Below are 17275 nucleotides of genomic sequence, written 5' to 3' on the forward strand. Positions count from 1 at the left end.
TACTTGAGTAAGTATTCCTATCTAAACCGTAGGAACGTACCCCCGCGTCGCCCCGACGAACGGACGTTCACGCACTCCCAATCGGGCTCTACCCGGTCTTCGGTTCAGTTGAAGTCTTTGTAGATTTATCGACTCGCGCCTGATTTCCTGGACCAGGTACCTGGCACGAACTCTCCTTCGGCGAAGAACCACGCCGACATCGTCCGTGCCAGCTCGAGCACGACTTCCGCGTCGGTCCGGCCGGAGGACGCGCGCACGTGGAACGAATGATCTGCGTCGTCCACCACATGCAGCGTGGCGCGTGGCCCCAGTGTCTCGACGACCGACCTCAGCAGGTGAAGCTCGGCCAGCTTGTCGCGCGTGCCCTGCAGGAAGAGAATCGGCACCGTGACGTCCGCCAGGTGCCGTGCTCGCTCCACGCCGGGCGCGCCCGCCGGGTGCAGCGGGAATGCGACGAAAGCGAGGCCACGCACGCCGTCGAGCGGTGCGATGGCTTGGGCCTGGGACGTCATGCGGCCGCCGAACGACCTGCCGCCCGCGAAGAGCGGCAGGTCTGGCAGCCGCCGGCGGCCCTCTGCGACTGCTGCCTGCACGGCAGCATGTGCCACGGCCGGCGAGTCCACCCGCCTGGAGCCCCGCTCCATGTACGGAAACTGGTAGCGCAGTGTGGCGACATTGGCCGACGCAAGCGCGTCGGCCAATGACGACATGCCGGCATGCTGCATGCCCGCCCCGGCGCCGTGCGCGAAGACATACAGGGCTCGCGCGTCCTCCGGCACTCGGAGGAGCGCAGAGACCTTGGTGCCGTCGGGCAGTGCCAGGGAAAGCGATTCTGGGTCGTCCATGGTATTCATGGTCGTGTCGTTGTGGCCATTGCGCCGATTCTGCATCAAGCGGTGTAATTGCACGCCTGCATCATTGTCAGCGAACTGTTACGACACTGCAATCAGCGTCAAAGGAAGTTCTCGAAGGGCAGTTCATTTAAAGGGCGAAGCCGCCAATCGTCGCCACCGATAATAATACTTAGGTATCCAATTTACTGAATGCAAACATATTGAATAACATGCATTTTGGTTGCGTTCACGCGTGTTTAGGAGATGGTAGATTCGCAATCGAATCCTTCCGGGTTTCTTCTTGACAATTCGATCCGCCTACCTATTATTAGCGAGGCTTAATTACAACTCAACCGACAGGGCACAACTAGTAGGGCATTGACTGTTCGGGGCCTCGCTGTCCAACATTTATCGTCGATGGGTCGGTCTCCCAAGGTCGAGTTCACTGAACTGACAAGCTTCCACCGGCGGGTATTGGAGGGGCTGGCATGGCTGCAAGATCGATTCGTCGCGCATCGTTAAACACTTTTGCAGGCGTCGCGCGCAGTCAATTGGCGACATCGCTGACGACGCGGCATCAGCGGCTCAACTCCCTCAGCATCCTCCATGCCGTCTGGCTCCTGGGCCTGTCACCCGTGCCGGCGCTGGCACAGCAGATACCCACTGAACTGCCCAATCTCTCCGGGAGCGGAGCCATCGACACTCCCCCCAACCACGTCCTGATTGTTGGTACCGATGGCACCGACACCGATTTCTCCGGCACGATCAACAACGCCGGCGTTGCGAGCGATCCCGTGTCGCTACAAGGCCAGTTTGTCAAAACCGGGGCCGGGACGATTACGATCAACGGCGCGACGATCCAGGGCGGCTCGGCTTTCGTGGTGGGCGGTGGACTGGCGCTCACCAACGGCAGCACCGCGATCGACTATCTTTCGCTGGGCACCGGATCGACGTCGTCGGGCACGTTGAACGTGGGCGGCGGCACGCTCACGTTCAACTCGGCGCTTCAGGTCGGCGACTTCGGTGGCACTGGCACGGTGACGCAGACCGCGGGCAATGTCGTCTTCGGTACGCCGGGCACGCCAGTGTCGCTGAATATCGGCAATCAGGGCGGAACGGGCATCTACAACCTGTTGGGCGGAACGGTCACGTTCGGCAACAGCGTCACCGACTTCGTGACGCTCGGCCGCAATACGCAAGGCAACCCGAGCAACGGCACGCTCAACCTGAGCGGCGGCACCTTCAACGTGGCCAACGGGTCGCTGTTCCTCGGCTCGAACGTCGCGTCAACGGGTACCGAGGGCACCGGTACGATCAACCAGACCGGCGGCACCCTGGCAATCGGCAGCGGGTCGAGACTGTTCCTCGCGGCGGCCGGCAACGGTACGTACAAGCTGTTGGGCGGGACACTGCAGATTGGCGGGAATTCGCTGTTCGGCGACTTCAACAATCTGGGCGGCACGTATGCATTCAACCTCGGCGGTGGAACGATCCAGGTGGTGGGTTCGGCGCTGAACGCAGGCGTCAACGCAACGCTCGTCGGCGGCACGACGTCGACCATCGACACCAACGGCCTCGGCGCGACATGGTCCGGCGTGCTTTCCGGAAGCGGCGCGCTGACCAAGGTCGGCAACGGCGTGCTCACGCTGACCAATGCGAACACCTATACCGGCATGACGACCATCTCGGCCGGCACGCTGGCGCTGACCGGCAACGGCAGCATCAATCTGACCAGCGGGATGTTGAACAACGGCACCTTCGATATTTCGGGCGTCACGACCACGCCGATACCGGGGATCCCGACCGGTGTCGTGCCGCTGCCGAACCTGTCGGGCAGCGGCACCGTGATCGACGGCGAGAACATCCTGGTGCTTGGCACCGATAACACGAACACCACCTTCTCCGGCACGATCGTCAATACCGGCACGGTGAACGACGCGCTGCACGGCATCTTGGTCAAGACTGGCACAGGGACGTTCACGATCAACGGCGCGCGGATTCAGGGCGGCTCGGCTTTTGTCGTGGGCGGCGGACTCGCGGTCACTAGCGGCAGCGCCGCGATCGACTATCTTTCGCTGGGCCTCGGCAATGCGCTGGCGACGCAGGTGCCCGGATCGACGTCGTCGGGCACGTTGAACGTGGGCGGCGGCACGCTCACGATCAACTCCGCGCTTCAGGTCGGCGACTTCGGCGGCACAGGCACGGTGACGCACACCGCGGGCAATGTCGTCTTCGGTACGCCGGGCACGCCGGTGTCGCTGAATATCGGCAATCAGGGCGGAACGGGCACCTACAACCTGTTGGGCGGAACGGTCACGTTCGGCAACAGCGTCACCGACTTCGTGACGCTCGGCCGCAATACGCAAGGCAACCCGAGCAACGGCACGCTCAACCTGAGCGGCGGCACCTTCAACGTGGCCAACGGGTCGCTGTTCCTCGGCTCGAACGTCGCGTCGACGGGTAGCGAGGGCACCGGTACGATCAACCAGACCGGCGGCACCCTGGCAATCGGCAGCGGGTCGAGACTGTTCCTCGCGGCGGCCGGCAACGGTACGTACAACCTGTCGGGCGGCACACTGCAGATTGGCGGGAATTCGCTGTTCGGCGACTTCAACAATCTGGGCGGCACGTATGCATTCAACCTCGGCGGTGGAACCATCCAGGTGGTGGGTTCGGCGCTGAGCGCAGGCGTCAACGCAACGCTGGTCGGCGGCACGACGTCGACCATCGACACCAACGGCCTCGGCGCGACGTGGTCCGGCGTGCTTTCGGGAAGCGGCGCACTGACCAAGGCCGGCAACGGCGTGCTCACATTGTCCGGCCAGAACACCTATACCGGTGTGACCAACGTTCGCGGTGGCGTGCTCAATCTGACCGGCTCGTTGCAGTCGCCGGTCAATGTGGAGGCGAACGGAACCCTGGGCGGTGCAGGAACGGACTTGAATACCGTCACCAATGCCGGAACGGTTGAGCCGGGCTTCGGTCTACCGGCGGGGCAATTCGGTGTGGTGACCGTCAGAAATTATGTGGGGGCCGGCGGCACGCTCGCGCTGCGCACGTTCCTCGGTCTGGATGGCTCGCCGTCGGACAAGCTCGTCATCAACGGCGGCCGCGCCGACCCTTCAGCCGTACGCATCACGAACGCCGGAGGCTCCGGTGGGTTGACGACGGGCAACGGCATTCTCGTCGTCGAGACAACCAACGGTGGCACCACGGCGTCGGATGCCTTTACGCTCGCTGGCGAGGCGCGCGGTGGCGCCGAAGACTATCGTTTGTTTCGCGGTGGCCTCAACAGCAGCAATCCCGAGGACTGGTTCCTGCGCTCCTCGTTCGTCGTGCCGCCTCCACCGGGGGGAGGCGAAGAGGAACTGGAACCGGGAACCGGCACCGGGCTCCCACCGGATCCGCTGCCGCCTGGCATCTACCCGATCATCGGGCCGGAACTCGCCACCTACGGCGTCGTGCAACCGGTCGCCCGGCAGATGGGTGTCGAGATGCTCGGGACGCTGCATGAGCGCATCGGCGACACGCTTACGACGCAGAGCGGCGCAGCGGGCGGTTCGGGCTGGGCAAGCTCCGCCTGGGGACGCGTGTTCGGCGGCCAGATCGACAACCACTACGAGGCCTACGCCGATCCGCGCGCGAGCGGCGGAGTCGGAGGCTTGCAGACGGGTCTCGACGTATGGCGAGGAAGCTTCCTGCCCGGTCATCGCGATGCGGCAGGCGTCTACTTTGCATACGGCTACGGCAGTGCCGATGTCGATGGCCTCGTCACCAACGCCGCGACAACCGGATACGTGCTGGAGCACACCGGCTCGATGCATCTGAATGCCTACACAGGCGGTGGCTACTGGACGCACTACGGCCCCAGCGGCTGGTATCTCGATGCAGTCGTGCAGGGTACGCACTACGACGGCGCCGCGACCACGCAGTTCGCGAATCTGCCGGTTCAGGGTACGGGCTTCGTGACATCCCTCGAGGGTGGCTACCCGATCCCGCTGCCGCTCGGCCCGGGTTTCGAGCTGGAGCCGCAGGCGCAAATCATCTGGCAGCATGTGTCGTTCTCCGACACGAACGACGGTCTGGGCGACGTGTCCCTCGGCTCCACGTCGGGCGCGACTGGCCGTCTCGGCGTGCGCGCGAAGTGGACCATCGAAGGCAGCCATGAAGCGGTGTGGCAGCCCTATATGCGTGCCAACCTGTGGCGGGATTTCAATGCCCAGGCCACCACGACCTTCGGCAATGAACCGGTGCCGCTGAATGTGCAGGCCACGCGGCTCGAGCTCGCCGGCGGTGTCACCGCCAGGATCAAGGATCGGCTGAACCTTTACGGACAGTTCGGCTACCAGTTCGCCGTAAGTGGAAGTAGCAATGTCCGCCGCAGTGGCGTCGAGGGCGATCTCGGCGTGCGCTTTCTTTGGTAGGTAACGCTGTAGCTAGCGCTGCGACGTGTCGAGCGGCGCAGTCTATGTCGCGCGTACTCGACATCGATGCGCAGTTCTCGTTCTCTCGTCAAAAGCCGCCGCTGCACCTCGCGCGCGTCAGGTAAACCCCGCATGGCAGCCTTGAAGTCCGGTGTTTAACATCCCACGACGTTACCGGTAACGTCGCATGGTACGCAAACATGCTTTCTGGCGAGGCACATCACTATAAGGAGACGGGAATGCGTCCATCGGGAGTCGCCGTGCGTGCACTGTACGCAGGCGTCACATTGCTCACGATTGCGTCGATCTCAGGTTGCGCGCACAACCAAACGGCTGCCACCCCCGATGGATTGCCGCTCGCGGCCGCTCCCACGCAGGCCGTGCCGCAACTGAAAAGCGTGATGGCCGCGCATTTCAAGGTAGGCGCGGCGATTGAACCCGATTCCATCGACAGTCCCGCCGACGCCGCGCTGCTGGCCGCCCAGTTCTCGAGCCTGACCGCCGAGAACAAAATGAAGCCGGGCACGATAGGCGTGGCCGCAGGCGAGTACAACTTCGCGCCGGCCGACCAGATCGTGGCGTTCGCGCAGGCGCATGGCCTGGCCGTGCGTGGGCACACGCTGGTGTGGCATTACAGGAGCGGCGAATGGACCGAGGCGCCGGACTGGTTCTTTGCAGGCGACGCCAAAGATCCGCATTATCACGATATCGTCGCGGCACGGCTCCAACGCTATGTGACCGATGTCGTCACGCATTTTCGCGGCAAGGTCTATGCATGGGACGTCGTGAACGAAGTCATCAGCGACGACCCGCATCAGGTGTATCGCGAAGACAGCCCGTGGTATCGCGCGCTCGGCAAGGACTACATTGCAATTGCGTTGCGCGCCGCGCGTGCGGCCGACCCTGACGTCAAGCTCTATATCAACGAGTACAGCACGGACGACGCGGCCAAGCGCGCGAAGTTGCTCTCCGTGATACGCGATTTGCGTGCTCAGGGCGTGCCGATCGATGGCGTCGGGCATCAAATGCATATCAGCATCAACTGGCCGCCGCTGCAAAGTATGAAGCAGGCTTTCGACGACGTCGCCGCCCTCGGACTCGAAAACCAGGTGACGGAACTCGATGTCAGTCTCTACAGCGACCCGGGCGCATGCTGGAGCCATCCGCCTGCGTGCTTGCCCGATCTCGGCCAACCGGTGCCGAACGACGTGATGCGTGCGCAGGCGCAGCGGTATCGCGCGGTGTTCGATCTGTTCGAGCACGAGCCAAGCATCAAGGCCGTCAGCTTCTGGGGCTATTCGGACAAGCACACGTGGCTGACCTCCATACCGGTGCCGCGTACCAATCTGCCGCTGCTATTCGACGCGAACCTGAAACCGAAAGCCGCGTTCTGGGCAATAGCCGATTCGTCGTGGCAGCCGTAAGGCGGATGGCGAAATTGATAGTCCACGATCTTTCCGCCGACGTCCAGGCATCCGTCATATTGCGGCGAGAGAGCTTCGAACAGAATGCGGTCGTCTGGGGGCCATCGGAAGAGAGATCGGAGCAGGCCGGAAGGCCCATGTGGCGGAAGGCAGCCGACTCCTCAGTTGCCGGCGAAGCCGCGCCAGGTTTGACTCCCACCCGACCGCCCTACCCCGTACCCATCATCCTACCCACACAGCAAAATCAATCGCCTGGACAGGCCAGAAAATGGCACGCGGGCGCTTCCGATCCGGTCCCTGCGAACTGGCCTCGAATCCCCACTCGATCAACGGTGCATTCGACGTGCTCGACGGCTTCGACCTGATCCGCGAGCAGAAGGAAGGCATGCGCGCTGTCACCCTCAACCGTGACGAACAGCATGCGTTCGCCGCGCCATGCCAGTTGCGCGTTCTTCATTGAGCGCATTCGTCGCTGCCTCTGGGAGGCTGGAGTGTAGTTCAGACGCGCGTCAGCTGGTGCTCATTAGAGAGGACATTACCCAACCTGACAAAGCGAAGCTCAGTCGGCCGATTCTTGATTTTTTTTCAAGGATGTATTGATTTTACGTATATGCAAATTTCCCTTCCAATGAGGCACACTGCCGCTCGTGCCATCTGTGAAGAAAAACAATTCGAGGGGAACTCGATGAGCATTAAGCCGAAAAGAACCACACAAGGTCCGACTGCGGCACTTCCGGAACCACCGCCTCCATGGCTTGACAGCGTTCTACAGGCTTTGGAAGCCGATACGACTGCCGAGCTTTCAATGACAGATATTGCGGTTTCCGTGAACTTGTCGAAATCCTATTTTTTTCGCATTTTCAGGCGAAGCGTTGGATATACGCCCCATCAATGGAGGTTAAGAATTCGCATTGCCGCCGCGCAGATCGATTTGATTGAACTCCATGACGGGATCGCGCAGATTGCGCAACGATATGGCTTCAGCGATCAAGCGCATTTCACGCGTGTCTTCAGAAGACTCGTCGGAAAAACACCTACCTCGTGGCTGGCCAACGAAGCGCCGGTCATGACCTTGACTACGTGACTAATGCCCGCCCCTGACAACCTTTCCAGAATCTCGACTATTGCCTTGTCGAGCGCTGCCCTACCGCATCCCATCACTTCGCCATACTCGCTCAACAGCCCGCGAAGACTGTTGAACTGCATCGTGCGGAATTTCACGAGTTGCTGACGCATACGACGATGCAGCGCAAGCACGGCCTGCGGCACATCATACCGGACCGCGTTATTGCGACAGAGCCCCCAAGCGCCACCGTCCAGGACTCACGCCCGTGACCCGCGTGAAGCTTCGCGTGAAATGGCTCTGATCCGCAAAGCCACAAGCCTGCGAAATCGCACTCAAAGGCATCTGAGCATCGCGCAGATACGCTTTGGCCAGCTCGATGCGCTGACTGACGAGCCAGCGATAAGGCGGCAGTCCCGTCGTCTGGTGGAAAGCCTTAAGAAAATAGCCACGCGACAAGCCGCATGCGCGCGCCACGTCGGCAAGCGAGATCTTCCCGTCCAGGTGCGCCAGCAGCAGTTCCTTCGCGCGACGCTCCTGCCACGGCGCGAGCCGGCTATGCAGTTTGTCCCTGCGCGCGTTGACGCCGCCATACTGGTGTGCGACGTGAGCCTGGAATGCGAGCGCCATGTGATCGACGAAGAGTTGGGTCGCCTCGTCCGGTCGAGCCAGCGCGGGCAGCAACGCCTGACCAAGACCGTGGATCACAGGATCGACGACGCTTCGATGAGGCGGCAGATAAAGCTGTGGGCGTCCGCGGCCGCCAACGTCATCGACCGTCTCCTCGAGCGACTCGCGGGGCAGATGAAAATGAATGCAATCGAATACGCCCTTGAGGTCCGCGACCCAATTGCGGTCGAGGTCGTGGACCGTCACAGTCCCTGCGTCATACGGCACGAACGGTGCGGGACGCCCGTCGAGCCATAAGTCCTGTTCGCCGAAAGCGCGCAATTGCAAGACGATGAGATCGGCGTTCTCGAGTTCGTATGGCGCGGTTCGCCCCATGTTCCGGCGCGCGCTCTTCAGCCGGCTAATGCCCATTTGCCCACCGGGCAATACCTGGCTGCCCACCCTCTGTCGTACGTCTGCCGGAATGAAATCGGAGGACGGTATGTCCGGCTGGGTAGCGCTCATAGGGGCTGGACGAAGAAACCAAGGATGGTGTTCGAGAGTCTACCAAATCGAAATAACCGCTGCGGCGGCGTGTGATGTTCCCCACGCTGTTTGGCGCCGGTCATAGCGAGCCGCAGCGAATGGAAGCGCACAGCGTCGGTGCTTTGCCTATGGCTAACAGTCGCACTAGATGATCTGTGGAAAGAGCGCCACGCCTGGCTTCATCGCGCGCTTGCGACGGCGGCGCAGTGTGAGCGGCGCGCGCGGAATATCGAGCCACGTGCGCGCGGCAAGCCGCACCGCACGATCGAACGATTCGTCCTCCACGGTGCAGCGCCCATCGATGGTGATCTGCCAGCCGTCGCGTGTGCGCGTGCAACTCACACGCTCGTCCTCCATAAGATCCGCGTACCAGCGCCATACGCGCGCGTCGTCGAGATTCGCACGCACGGCGGCACGCAACCGCGCGAGTTCCAGTTCATGCAGATGCGTACTCATGGCGCCCCCTGTCGATACCCTTCATTACCAGCCGAACTTCGCTTCCACGCCGACATAATCCGCATTGCGTGCACCGAGCGCACGCAGCGAATCGCCCACCTCGAAATGCACCGCTTCGAGTGCGAGTGCCACGTTGTCGCTGACCAGCCAGTCCGCGCGCACCTGCGCATACATGCCCGTCCAGCGATTGCCCTTGCCCGCCGTACCCGGCACCACCGCCATGCCCTGGCCGTAGACCGCATCCGCCGTCGTGTCACGCCACTGGAAGCCCAGCGCCGTGAGCAGCGTCACCTTCGGCGTCACCTTGAACGTGAGCGAAGGCTTCACGTGAATCACGTTGCTGTAACCCGTGTAGCCAGCCAGCGTGAAGTAGTAACCATTCGGAAAAAGCGGATTGAACGTTTCCACACGGCCGTCGCCGGGATGCCGGTCGCCGGATGCGCCGTCAACCTGGAGCCCGAGACGCGGCGTGCCCGGCAGCGCGGCGAGCGTATAGCCGCCCAGCGCACCGAATGCCCACGCGCCCACCGTATCGGCACCCACGCGACCGGTCTGCACCATGCCTTCCACGTCCCAGTCGAACTGTGCCTGTTTGCCTGCGTAGCGCGCGTCGAACACGTCGCGCCGCTCCTTGCCGCTCGCATCGAGAAAGCGCGCGTTGTCGCGCTCGTAGCGCGACCAGTACGCCGAGAGATCGCCCGGCCCCGTGTTCGCGCGCTCCACGCGCACGCCGCTGAAGGTGAGGTGACCGTTCGAGACGTCGTCGAACACGGCGGTGTCGCGGTACTGCACGGGCTGCGTGAGGTAGCCGATGAAGCGCCACTTGCCGATCTCGTAGTCAGCCCACAGCGCGTCGAAGGCCTGGCGCACGTTCGGGCCGTCGCGCACGGAAACGAAGCGCTGCAAGTCGAACGCCATTTCCTGCCGGCCCACGCGCGCCTTGAACGTGCCGCCGCCCACGCCGTAGACGAACGCCACGAATGCCTGCTCGATATCGAGCGGGTTCTTGTCCACGGGGGTGACGGAGTCCTTACCGAATGGCCGCGCGTCTTCGAGCTGGAAAAATGCCTGCACGTGCTCGCCGAAGTGTGCGTCTGCGTGGACTTCGGCGCGCTGGATCACCCAGCTGTCGGGCCGCGCGCTGCCAAGACCGAAGAGCGGCGTGTTGTTGAGTTCGAAACGCTCGCGCAGGTTCGCACCCAGTGAGAGATACCAGGTGGGATCGCTCTTCGAAAGCGGGATGTACTTGAGCCCGTCGAATGGCCTGCGCGGCAGGCACGGATTCGCGAGCACGCCCCAGTCTTCCTGCCAGCGGTTGAAGCCAGGCACGGGGCGCTTGACGTCGCACGTGGGCGTATTGTCCGGCGCGTTCGTTCCCGTCTCTGCGAATGCCGCATGGGCGCTCATCATCAGCAGCCCGGCGGCAGCCGCAACGCCCGCGGCCCTTTTCTTTCGACGCCCGCGCGTCGTGCTCGACACCATGTTTTTCCTTGCCGTTGACGGCGTGTGTTTGATTTCGCGAGACGTACGAAGGGCAGGCGCCCCGCCGCTTCGATTCGTTCGCGTTATGCCGGGTCGGCGGTTGCCGCGCGCTCGTGCTCTCCGGTGGTCAACGCGAGCGCAGCCAGCGCGCACACGGGCACGAGCAGCGCCCAGAAACCCACGTAGCGCAGGCCGAGCGCGCCGCCCACCGCCCCCGCCGCAAACGCCGCGATGGCCGGCATCATCTTCGCGAACCGGGCGCGCGCCGCGGCGCGCAGGCTCTCAGGCGCGCCCGTGTGCACCATGTCCACGACGTCGAGAATCGCCTGCGTGACGTTGCCCGTCATCACCGTATTCGGCACGGCGGCCCGCACGATCAGGCGTGGATGCGCGTTCTGCACGCCCATCGCGAACGCGCCGAGCACGCCGGCCACGACCACCGGCAGCGTGTCGGGCTGGCTGACCGGCGATGCCCAGACGCCCGCGAGACAAAAGCCGAGCATCAGCACTGCTTGCACCGCATGAAGCAGGCGCGCGCCCTGGCGCGCGTGCTGCCCGCTGAGCGAGCGCAACAGCAGGCTGCTGCCTGCCACGCCCGCGCCGAACGCCGGGAACACGATCAGCTTGAGGAGCACGCCCTGCCCGTAGCCAGCCACGCCTGCGCCGATCAGCACGAAGTTGCCCGTGACGTGCGCGGTGAAGAGTCCGAACAGCGCCACGAAACTCAGCGTGTCTACAAAGCCCGCGACCGCCGCCAGGATCGTGTCCTCGTATTTCATTTCGCCGCGTTGGCGTGGATTTCGGCGATGTACCCGCCCGGGAACTGGACGATCGCCGCGTTGCGACCGTCCGAGGTGAACGCCGGCACCAGCACCTTCACACCCGCGGCCTGGGCCTTTTGCAGCGTCTCGTCGAGATTCGCCACTTCGTAGCCCGTCGTTTCGCGCCCGAACGGATAGGGCAGACGGCCGTCCGTCACCAGCACGGTCATCTTGCCGAAGCCCGATTCGATCCGCACGCGCCGATACGTCTCGTCCGGCCGACCGATTTCAACGCCCGGCGCCTTCGCCTCATCGGACACCACCTTGCCGTGAGAGAACTTCACGAAGTCATGCACCAGCTTGTGCAGGCTTTTCGGCGAAACGTACACACGGTTCTCGGGAACCATTTGGAGCGCATCGTAGTGCGGGGCCTGGTTGTGCCAGTAAAGCTGCATGTTCACGCCGTCCGCCCACGAGATGATCGCGTCGCGCCCGATCGGATCGGGGAAGGTGTCGACGATCACGTCCGCTCCATGCGCGCGCGCCGCCTTCACTGCCGCGTCCATGTCAGTCACGAGGTAGCCGGTACGCTCCGAGCCGAAGGGATACGGCACCGGCGTCTTGAAGCCGAACACGGAGATCGTGCCCGACGGTGTGAACACGAGCTGCGACATTGTCTGGCTCGGCGTGGGCGTGACCTGGAACACGCCCTGTTTTGACTTGCTGCCGCCGAAGGTCGCCACGAAGCTGTCCGTGAAGCGGTCGAAGTCTTCCGGGGCAACGTACACGTGCGTCGTATCGTACTGCGGGCCGACGGCCACGGCCGGTGTTTCGGACTCCATCACAGGCGGTTTCGCGAACGACGCGGGTGCGGCGACAAGACCGCCCGCCACCATCAGCGCGAGCAGTGCGGAACGAAGTGCTTTCATCGTCGGATTTCCTTGTTTCATCATAGGTTTGTGCCGGTCAGTCGCGGATATCTTCCAGCAGCGTGGCCAGCACGAGCGCCGCGATCAGCCCGAGGTGCTCAAAAAAACTGTTCAGCGCCATGAAATGCGCGGCGCCCGTATGGTTCCAGAAGTCGTTGGCGACCAGCATGGCCACGAGCGTGAGCACACCCAGCGCGCCCGCGCCGAGCCACGTGAAGCGGCGCAACACCACGCACAGCGAGCCGCCGATCTCCACCACGATCGCAAGCGCGGCCCACAGCGCGGGCGGATGCAGGCCGAAATGCGCCTGCTCCGCAACGGCCGCGTCGAAGTCCAGCAGCTTGTCCACGCCACCGATCAGCCATGCGGAAACCAGCGCAACGCGCACGAGCGGCGCAACCCATGGCTGCGCAAGCAACGCGCGAATCCACGCCGGGTTGCCCCGGCCCGTGAACGCCGCCACGTCAGATCGCCCAGCACGAACAACCGAACGCGCCCCAGAAGCCCTTCGCATCCGAGGTCGGCAGCGCGCTGCCCCATGCGCTCCCGTGCGCATGGCCATGCAGGTTGCACGCGCTCGCACAGGCGCATAGCGCCGCCGCGGCCGCGCGCTGCAATGGCGCGCCAGTCTGCTGCGTCGCGCCCCAGCCGCCGTAGCCGCCGTACTGGCGCACCGGCGACCAGTCGGGCATCGCGGGCGGGATCGGCGCGTCGTGCTCCGAGAACGGACCCGCGCCCCACACGATCCGGCCGTCCACCACCGTAAGCAGCGCTGTGGTGTCGGCGATATCGTCCTCGGCGCAGGCGAAGAAGTCGCGGTCCGGCACCATCAGGTCGGCAAGCTGCCCCACCGCAATACGGCCCTTCTTGCCCTCTTCATTCGAGAACCACGTGACGTACTCGGTCCACATGCGCAGCGCCGTTTCCCGATCGAGCAGATCGCGCTGCGGATACAGGCGCAGGCCGCCCACCGTCTTGCCGCTCACGAGCCACGCAAGCGACACCCACGGGTTGTACGACGCCACGCGTGTGGCGTCGGTGCCCGCGGAGACCTTGATGCCTTTGGCGAGCATCTTCGCGACGGGCGGCGTGGCCTCGGCCGCGCGCGCACCATATCGTTCGACGAAATATTCGCCCTGGTACGCCATGCGGTGCTGCACGGCGATGCCGCCGCCCAGCGCCGCGATGCGGTCGAGCGAGCGATCCGAAACGGTTTCCGCGTGATCGAAGAACCAGTTCAGCCCTTCGAGCGGAATGTCGCGGTTGACCTTCTCGAACACGTCCAGCGCGCGGCTGATCGTTTCGTCATAAGTGGCGTGCAGACGCCACGGCCAGCGGTTCTGCGCGAGCACGCGCACGACGCCTTCGAGCTCGCCCTCCATCTCCGGCGGCAATTCAGGGCGCGCCACGCGGAAGTCCTCGAAGTCGGCCGCCGAGAACACGAGCATCTCGCCCGCGCCGTTATGCCGGAAGTAATCCGAGCCATCGTGATACTTGACGCTCTGCGTCCAGTTCACGAAGTCTTCCTTTTCCGCGTCCGGCTTCTGCGTGAAGAGGTTGTACGCGATGCGCACCGTCATCTCGCCCGCGTCGTGCAGCTTGCGGATGACTTCGTAGTCGTCCGGATAGTTCTGCGAACCACCGCCCGCGTCGATCGCGCCCGTCACGCCCAGGCGGTTCAGTTCGCGCATGAAATGACGCGTTGAGTTGTACTGGTACTCGGCTGGCAGCTTCGGCCCCTTGGCGAGCGTCGCGTAGAGGATCGTCGCGTTCGGATTGGCGAGCAGCAGGCCGGTGGGCGTGCCCGTGGCGTCGCGCAGGATCGTGCCGCCCGGCGGCTCCGGCGTGTCCTTCGTGTAGCCCACCACGCGCAGCGCGGCGGCGTTCAGCAGCGCACGATCGTACAGGTGCAGGATGAACACGGGCGTGTCCGGCGCGGCCGCGTTGAGTTCCTCGATCGTGGGCAGGCGTTTCTCGGCGAACTGGTGCTCCGTAAAGCCGCCGACCACGCGCACCCATTGTGGCGCGGGCGTGATCGCAACCTGCTGCTTGAGCATCTCCATGGCAACGGCGAGCGAGCGCACGCCGTCCCAGCGCAGTTCCATGTTGTAGTTCAGGCCGCCGCGGATGAGGTGCAGGTGATTGTCGATCAGGCCGGGCAGCACGGGGCGCCCCTGCAAGTCGATGACGCGCGTGCCGCGTCCCGCGAGCGGCATGACGTCCGCCTCGCCGCCAACCGCGACGAAGCGGCCGTTGGCGATGGCCACGGCGCTGACGAGCGGGTTGGAGCGGTCCAGCGTGGTGATGCGTGCGTTATGAAGAATGAGATCGGGGTGGCTGTCGGTTGCGCTCACGGGCGTTTCCTCACGTTGATTAAAGACCCAGCAGCGGCTTCAGGGCGGGAACGGCCTGCGCGCCGATCACCATGCCCAGCAAGCCAACCAGGGCGATCAGCGGCGGCGCGGGCGAGCGGACCCTGATCACGCTGTAGATCACGCCGATGAGCACGCCCGCGCCCAGTGACACCAGATAAGATTCCATGCGGTCGGCCTCGCGGTCGGATTGGAATGCGGGACATGGCTGCCGGGGAACCCACGGAGGTTCCGTTTGCAGCAGTTCCGGCATCGGTTGGTTGTCCTGATTGATGTGACAGGCGCGCCGGAGATTCATCGAATCCCGAACCCAGCGCGAGCACGCTGCCAACTAGTGGAAGAAGACGCGGCGCCCCCGCCTGGAGCGCGCCGCATCAATGTCCACAATCACAGAGACGCCGATCAGCGGGCCGGAACCGCCGGGAGAATTTCATGCGGCGCGGACGTGCGCTGCGGCGACTTGTGAACCATCGTGTACGCGTAATCGACGCCCATGCCGTACGCGCCCGAGTGCTCCTTCGCGATCTTCATCACGGCGTCATAGGTCTCGCGGCGCGCCCAGTCGCGCTGCCATTCGAGCATGACCTGCTGCCACGTGACCGGCACGACGCCGGCCTGAATCATGCGCTGCATGGAGAAGTCGTGCGCGTCTTTCGAGGTGCCCCCCGATGCGTCGGCAACCATGTAGATCTCGTAGTCGCCTTCGAGCATCGCGCACAGCGCGAAGGTCGTGTTGCAGACTTCCGTCCACAGACCGGCAACGACCACCTTCTTGCGGCCGTTCGCGGCAAGCGCGTCGCGCACTTTCTGGTCGTCCCACGAGTTCATCGACGTACGTTCGAGCAGCTTGTGGTCCGGGAACACGTCGAGCAGTTCCGGGTACGTATAGCCGGAGAAGCTCTCCGACTCGACCGTCGTGATCGTGGTGGGAATGTTGAAGACCTTCGCCGCCTTGGCCAGCCCAACGACGTTGTTCTTCAGGACCTGGCGGTCGATCGACTGAACACCAAAGGCCATTTGCGGCTGCTGATCGATGAAGATCATCTGGCTGTTTTGCGGGGTGAGTACTTCAAGTTTGGCGTTGCTCATGGTGCTTGCGTCCTTTGATCGAGGAATAGGTAGACCGCCTCTTGGGCGGGACAGCCGAATTTCCGTCTGTCTTCTGCCTGGAGTTCGACACTCCAGCTAGCCGCCATTTGACACGCAATCACCAGCCAGTGGCTCTGAAGAATTCTGAAGAGATCTGATGTTGAATTCCCGGCCAGCGCAAACTTCCTGAAGTATTCTGAATTAGCCTCCTCCATCCAAAAGCAATCTGATACCTTTATCGAACATTATCGAATATCACTTTCACTGCGACACAGGGAAATCGTCCGATGAACGCATACTTATTTTCACTCCTCGCAGGCATTCTTGCGGGGGTCGTTTACAGTCTGATCGGCGTGCAATCGCCCGCCCCTCCCGCTATTGCTCTGGTAGGCCTGCTTGGCATTCTGGCTGGAGAGCAGATACTGCCCGTTGCGAGGCGAATCATATCGGGGCTCAAGCCCGGTGCAGCATGGCGTGAGGCGAAATGCAGCCAGCACATGTTTGGCGCGCTGCCCGGCGGTCGTATCCCCGATGCAGGAAAGGAAGATCGATAATCTTCACGAGGCGTCCTGGCAATCGCTTTTTCTGTGTGACATACGGGCGTCATAATGATCTATGACGCCATGCGTTTTGCCTATTTCGGTCTACCGCGGCTCTCGTGCTCACGGCTCCATAGCGATATAGCGCGAGACGAACACCACGAACAGCCCGCATTTCACAGCACATTCCACGAGTGAGAGCCAGAACGCGATGCGAAAGTTCGCGTATTCGGCGGGCAGCGCGGGCGCGACGGCAAGGAGACTGAGCGCACAGAGAAAAACGAATACCCCGCGCGCCGTTACGCCGCCCTTGAGCACGCGAACCACGATCGCAAGCCAGATCACCGTCGACGCCGCGAGCGCCGCGCGCTCCAGGTCGTCAGCCGCGCTCCAGTACGCAACGGGCAACTCGACCAGCGCCCAGAGCGCCGAGAATTTCACGAGCCTGCGGGTCCACGCGCCGGTGAGCCCGGTCGCCCTTGCGTCGCTTGCAACAGCCGTTCCGCGCCCGCGCAGCCACGCCGAGAAGCGGGCGAACTCAGGCGCTTCATCTATCGTGCGCGCGTCGGCAGTGGCGCGGTTCAAAGCTTCATCGTGATTCATAGTCGTGTCTCCGCACCGTGATCGCCGCGCGTGAAGCGTCAGCCAGATAAGCCAGGTAAGGTTGCTTCGGTCTTTAACGGCCGGAGCCGCGACTTTCAAGGATCGGTCGCGCCGGCATTGCGTTGCAGTATCGGCGCGCGCAACT

The 17275-nt window shown here is 63.5% G+C and carries 16 protein-coding genes and 1 pseudogene; 4 read left to right on the forward strand and 13 right to left on the reverse strand.

What is annotated here, in order from left to right; genetic code table 11:
- Nucleotides 1-125 precede the first annotated feature (125 nt).
- Nucleotides 126-845: an alpha/beta family hydrolase gene (locus tag AB3X98_RS25240; protein ID WP_368603060.1), complete on the reverse strand. Its 720-nt coding sequence runs from the start codon at nucleotides 843-845 to the stop codon at nucleotides 126-128.
- 539 nt (nucleotides 846-1384) lie between these two features.
- On the opposite strand from AB3X98_RS25240, the gene AB3X98_RS25245 reads away from it, so the two are divergent.
- Entirely contained in the window at nucleotides 1385-5257 is a 3873-nt protein-coding gene (locus AB3X98_RS25245; RefSeq protein ID WP_368602975.1) for an autotransporter outer membrane beta-barrel domain-containing protein, read from the forward strand.
- A gap of 239 nt (nucleotides 5258-5496) precedes the next feature.
- Nucleotides 5497-6681: an endo-1,4-beta-xylanase gene (locus tag AB3X98_RS25250; RefSeq protein WP_368602974.1), complete on the forward strand. Its 1185-nt coding sequence runs from the start codon at nucleotides 5497-5499 to the stop codon at nucleotides 6679-6681.
- A 244-nt stretch (nucleotides 6682-6925) separates the two neighbouring features.
- Here the strand turns inward: AB3X98_RS25250 and AB3X98_RS25255 are convergent, their stop codons facing one another.
- The gene (locus AB3X98_RS25255) at nucleotides 6926-7138 is read right to left on the reverse strand and encodes a hypothetical protein (RefSeq protein WP_368603068.1); all 213 of its coding nucleotides are present in this window, start codon (nucleotides 7136-7138) and stop codon (nucleotides 6926-6928) included.
- Nucleotides 7139-7366: 228 nt separating this feature from the next.
- Here AB3X98_RS25255 and AB3X98_RS25260 point away from each other — a divergent pair, with 228 nt between their 5' ends.
- Entirely contained in the window at nucleotides 7367-7765 is a 399-nt protein-coding gene (locus tag AB3X98_RS25260) for a helix-turn-helix transcriptional regulator (RefSeq protein WP_368610340.1), read from the forward strand.
- Between the two features lie 26 nt (nucleotides 7766-7791).
- On the opposite strand, the pseudogene AB3X98_RS25265 reads toward AB3X98_RS25260, so the two are convergent.
- The 10 genes and pseudogenes from AB3X98_RS25265 to AB3X98_RS25310 form a co-directional block, all read right to left on the reverse strand.
- Nucleotides 7792-7965, reverse strand: a pseudogene (locus AB3X98_RS25265) (IS110 family transposase); the annotation flags it as partial.
- 1 nt (nucleotide 7966) lies between these two features.
- Nucleotides 7967-8815, reverse strand: a complete 849-nt coding sequence (locus AB3X98_RS25270) for a helix-turn-helix domain-containing protein (protein ID WP_368602972.1) — start codon at nucleotides 8813-8815, stop codon at nucleotides 7967-7969.
- 228 nt (nucleotides 8816-9043) lie between these two features.
- Nucleotides 9044-9355, reverse strand: coding sequence for a hypothetical protein (locus tag AB3X98_RS25275; RefSeq protein WP_254316556.1), 312 nt, complete (start codon nucleotides 9353-9355; stop codon nucleotides 9044-9046).
- A gap of 24 nt (nucleotides 9356-9379) precedes the next feature.
- Nucleotides 9380-10765 (reverse strand): alginate export family protein, encoded by a 1386-nt coding sequence (locus AB3X98_RS25280; protein ID WP_368603059.1) that lies wholly within the window; start codon nucleotides 10763-10765, stop codon nucleotides 9380-9382.
- A gap of 155 nt (nucleotides 10766-10920) precedes the next feature.
- The gene (locus tag AB3X98_RS25285; RefSeq protein WP_368602971.1) at nucleotides 10921-11616 is read right to left on the reverse strand and encodes a YoaK family protein; all 696 of its coding nucleotides are present in this window, start codon (nucleotides 11614-11616) and stop codon (nucleotides 10921-10923) included.
- On the reverse strand, nucleotides 11613-12527 hold the full coding sequence (locus tag AB3X98_RS25290) for a glyoxalase (RefSeq protein ID WP_368602970.1): 915 nt from the start codon (nucleotides 12525-12527) through the stop codon (nucleotides 11613-11615). The genes AB3X98_RS25285 and AB3X98_RS25290 overlap by 4 nt, the downstream gene beginning before the upstream one ends.
- Before the next feature lie 37 nt (nucleotides 12528-12564).
- On the reverse strand, nucleotides 12565-12990 hold the full coding sequence (locus AB3X98_RS25295; RefSeq protein ID WP_368602969.1) for a DoxX family protein: 426 nt from the start codon (nucleotides 12988-12990) through the stop codon (nucleotides 12565-12567).
- 1 nt (nucleotide 12991) lies between these two features.
- Nucleotides 12992-14881 carry an amidohydrolase gene (locus tag AB3X98_RS25300; RefSeq protein WP_368602968.1) on the reverse strand — a complete coding sequence of 630 codons (1890 nt, stop codon included), beginning with the start codon at nucleotides 14879-14881 and terminating at the stop codon, nucleotides 12992-12994.
- 19 nt (nucleotides 14882-14900) lie between these two features.
- Nucleotides 14901-15068: a DUF1427 family protein gene (locus tag AB3X98_RS25305; RefSeq protein WP_254316618.1), complete on the reverse strand. Its 168-nt coding sequence runs from the start codon at nucleotides 15066-15068 to the stop codon at nucleotides 14901-14903.
- A gap of 233 nt (nucleotides 15069-15301) precedes the next feature.
- Entirely contained in the window at nucleotides 15302-15988 is a 687-nt protein-coding gene (locus AB3X98_RS25310; protein WP_254316560.1) for a hydrolase, read from the reverse strand.
- Nucleotides 15989-16275: 287 nt separating this feature from the next.
- Between AB3X98_RS25310 and AB3X98_RS25315 the strand changes: the two genes are divergently transcribed.
- Nucleotides 16276-16542, forward strand: coding sequence for a XapX domain-containing protein (locus tag AB3X98_RS25315; RefSeq protein WP_368602967.1), 267 nt, complete (start codon nucleotides 16276-16278; stop codon nucleotides 16540-16542).
- A gap of 108 nt (nucleotides 16543-16650) precedes the next feature.
- Here the strand turns inward: AB3X98_RS25315 and AB3X98_RS25320 are convergent, their stop codons facing one another.
- On the reverse strand, nucleotides 16651-17130 hold the full coding sequence (locus AB3X98_RS25320; RefSeq protein WP_368602966.1) for a hypothetical protein: 480 nt from the start codon (nucleotides 17128-17130) through the stop codon (nucleotides 16651-16653).
- Nucleotides 17131-17275 lie beyond the last annotated feature (145 nt).

The sequence above is a fragment of the Paraburkholderia sp. BR14312 genome (genome assembly GCF_040948675.1).
In the GTDB taxonomy this organism is placed as follows: Bacteria; Pseudomonadota; Gammaproteobacteria; order Burkholderiales; family Burkholderiaceae; genus Paraburkholderia; species Paraburkholderia nodosa_A.

What these genes read in the sequence shown, in the direction of transcription:
- AB3X98_RS25280 (WP_368603059.1), bottom strand. Translation starts at nt 10,765, where the DNA reads ATGATGAGCGCCCATGCGGCATTCGCAGAGACGGGAACGAACGCGCCG.
- AB3X98_RS25290 (WP_368602970.1), bottom strand. Translation starts at nt 12,527, where the DNA reads ATGAAAGCACTTCGTTCCGCACTGCTCGCGCTGATGGTGGCGGGCGGT.
- AB3X98_RS25260 (WP_368610340.1), top strand. Translation starts at nt 7,367, where the DNA reads ATGAGCATTAAGCCGAAAAGAACCACACAAGGTCCGACTGCGGCACTT.
- AB3X98_RS25275 (WP_254316556.1), bottom strand. Translation starts at nt 9,355, where the DNA reads ATGAGTACGCATCTGCATGAACTGGAACTCGCGCGGTTGCGTGCCGCC.
- AB3X98_RS25255 (WP_368603068.1), bottom strand. Translation starts at nt 7,138, where the DNA reads ATGAAGAACGCGCAACTGGCATGGCGCGGCGAACGCATGCTGTTCGTC.
- AB3X98_RS25315 (WP_368602967.1), top strand. Translation starts at nt 16,276, where the DNA reads ATGAACGCATACTTATTTTCACTCCTCGCAGGCATTCTTGCGGGGGTC.
- AB3X98_RS25310 (WP_254316560.1), bottom strand. Translation starts at nt 15,988, where the DNA reads ATGAGCAACGCCAAACTTGAAGTACTCACCCCGCAAAACAGCCAGATG.
- AB3X98_RS25285 (WP_368602971.1), bottom strand. Translation starts at nt 11,616, where the DNA reads ATGAAATACGAGGACACGATCCTGGCGGCGGTCGCGGGCTTTGTAGAC.
- AB3X98_RS25305 (WP_254316618.1), bottom strand. Translation starts at nt 15,068, where the DNA reads ATGGAATCTTATCTGGTGTCACTGGGCGCGGGCGTGCTCATCGGCGTG.
- AB3X98_RS25240 (WP_368603060.1), bottom strand. Translation starts at nt 845, where the DNA reads ATGGACGACCCAGAATCGCTTTCCCTGGCACTGCCCGACGGCACCAAG.
- AB3X98_RS25320 (WP_368602966.1), bottom strand. Translation starts at nt 17,130, where the DNA reads ATGAATCACGATGAAGCTTTGAACCGCGCCACTGCCGACGCGCGCACG.
- AB3X98_RS25250 (WP_368602974.1), top strand. Translation starts at nt 5,497, where the DNA reads ATGCGTCCATCGGGAGTCGCCGTGCGTGCACTGTACGCAGGCGTCACA.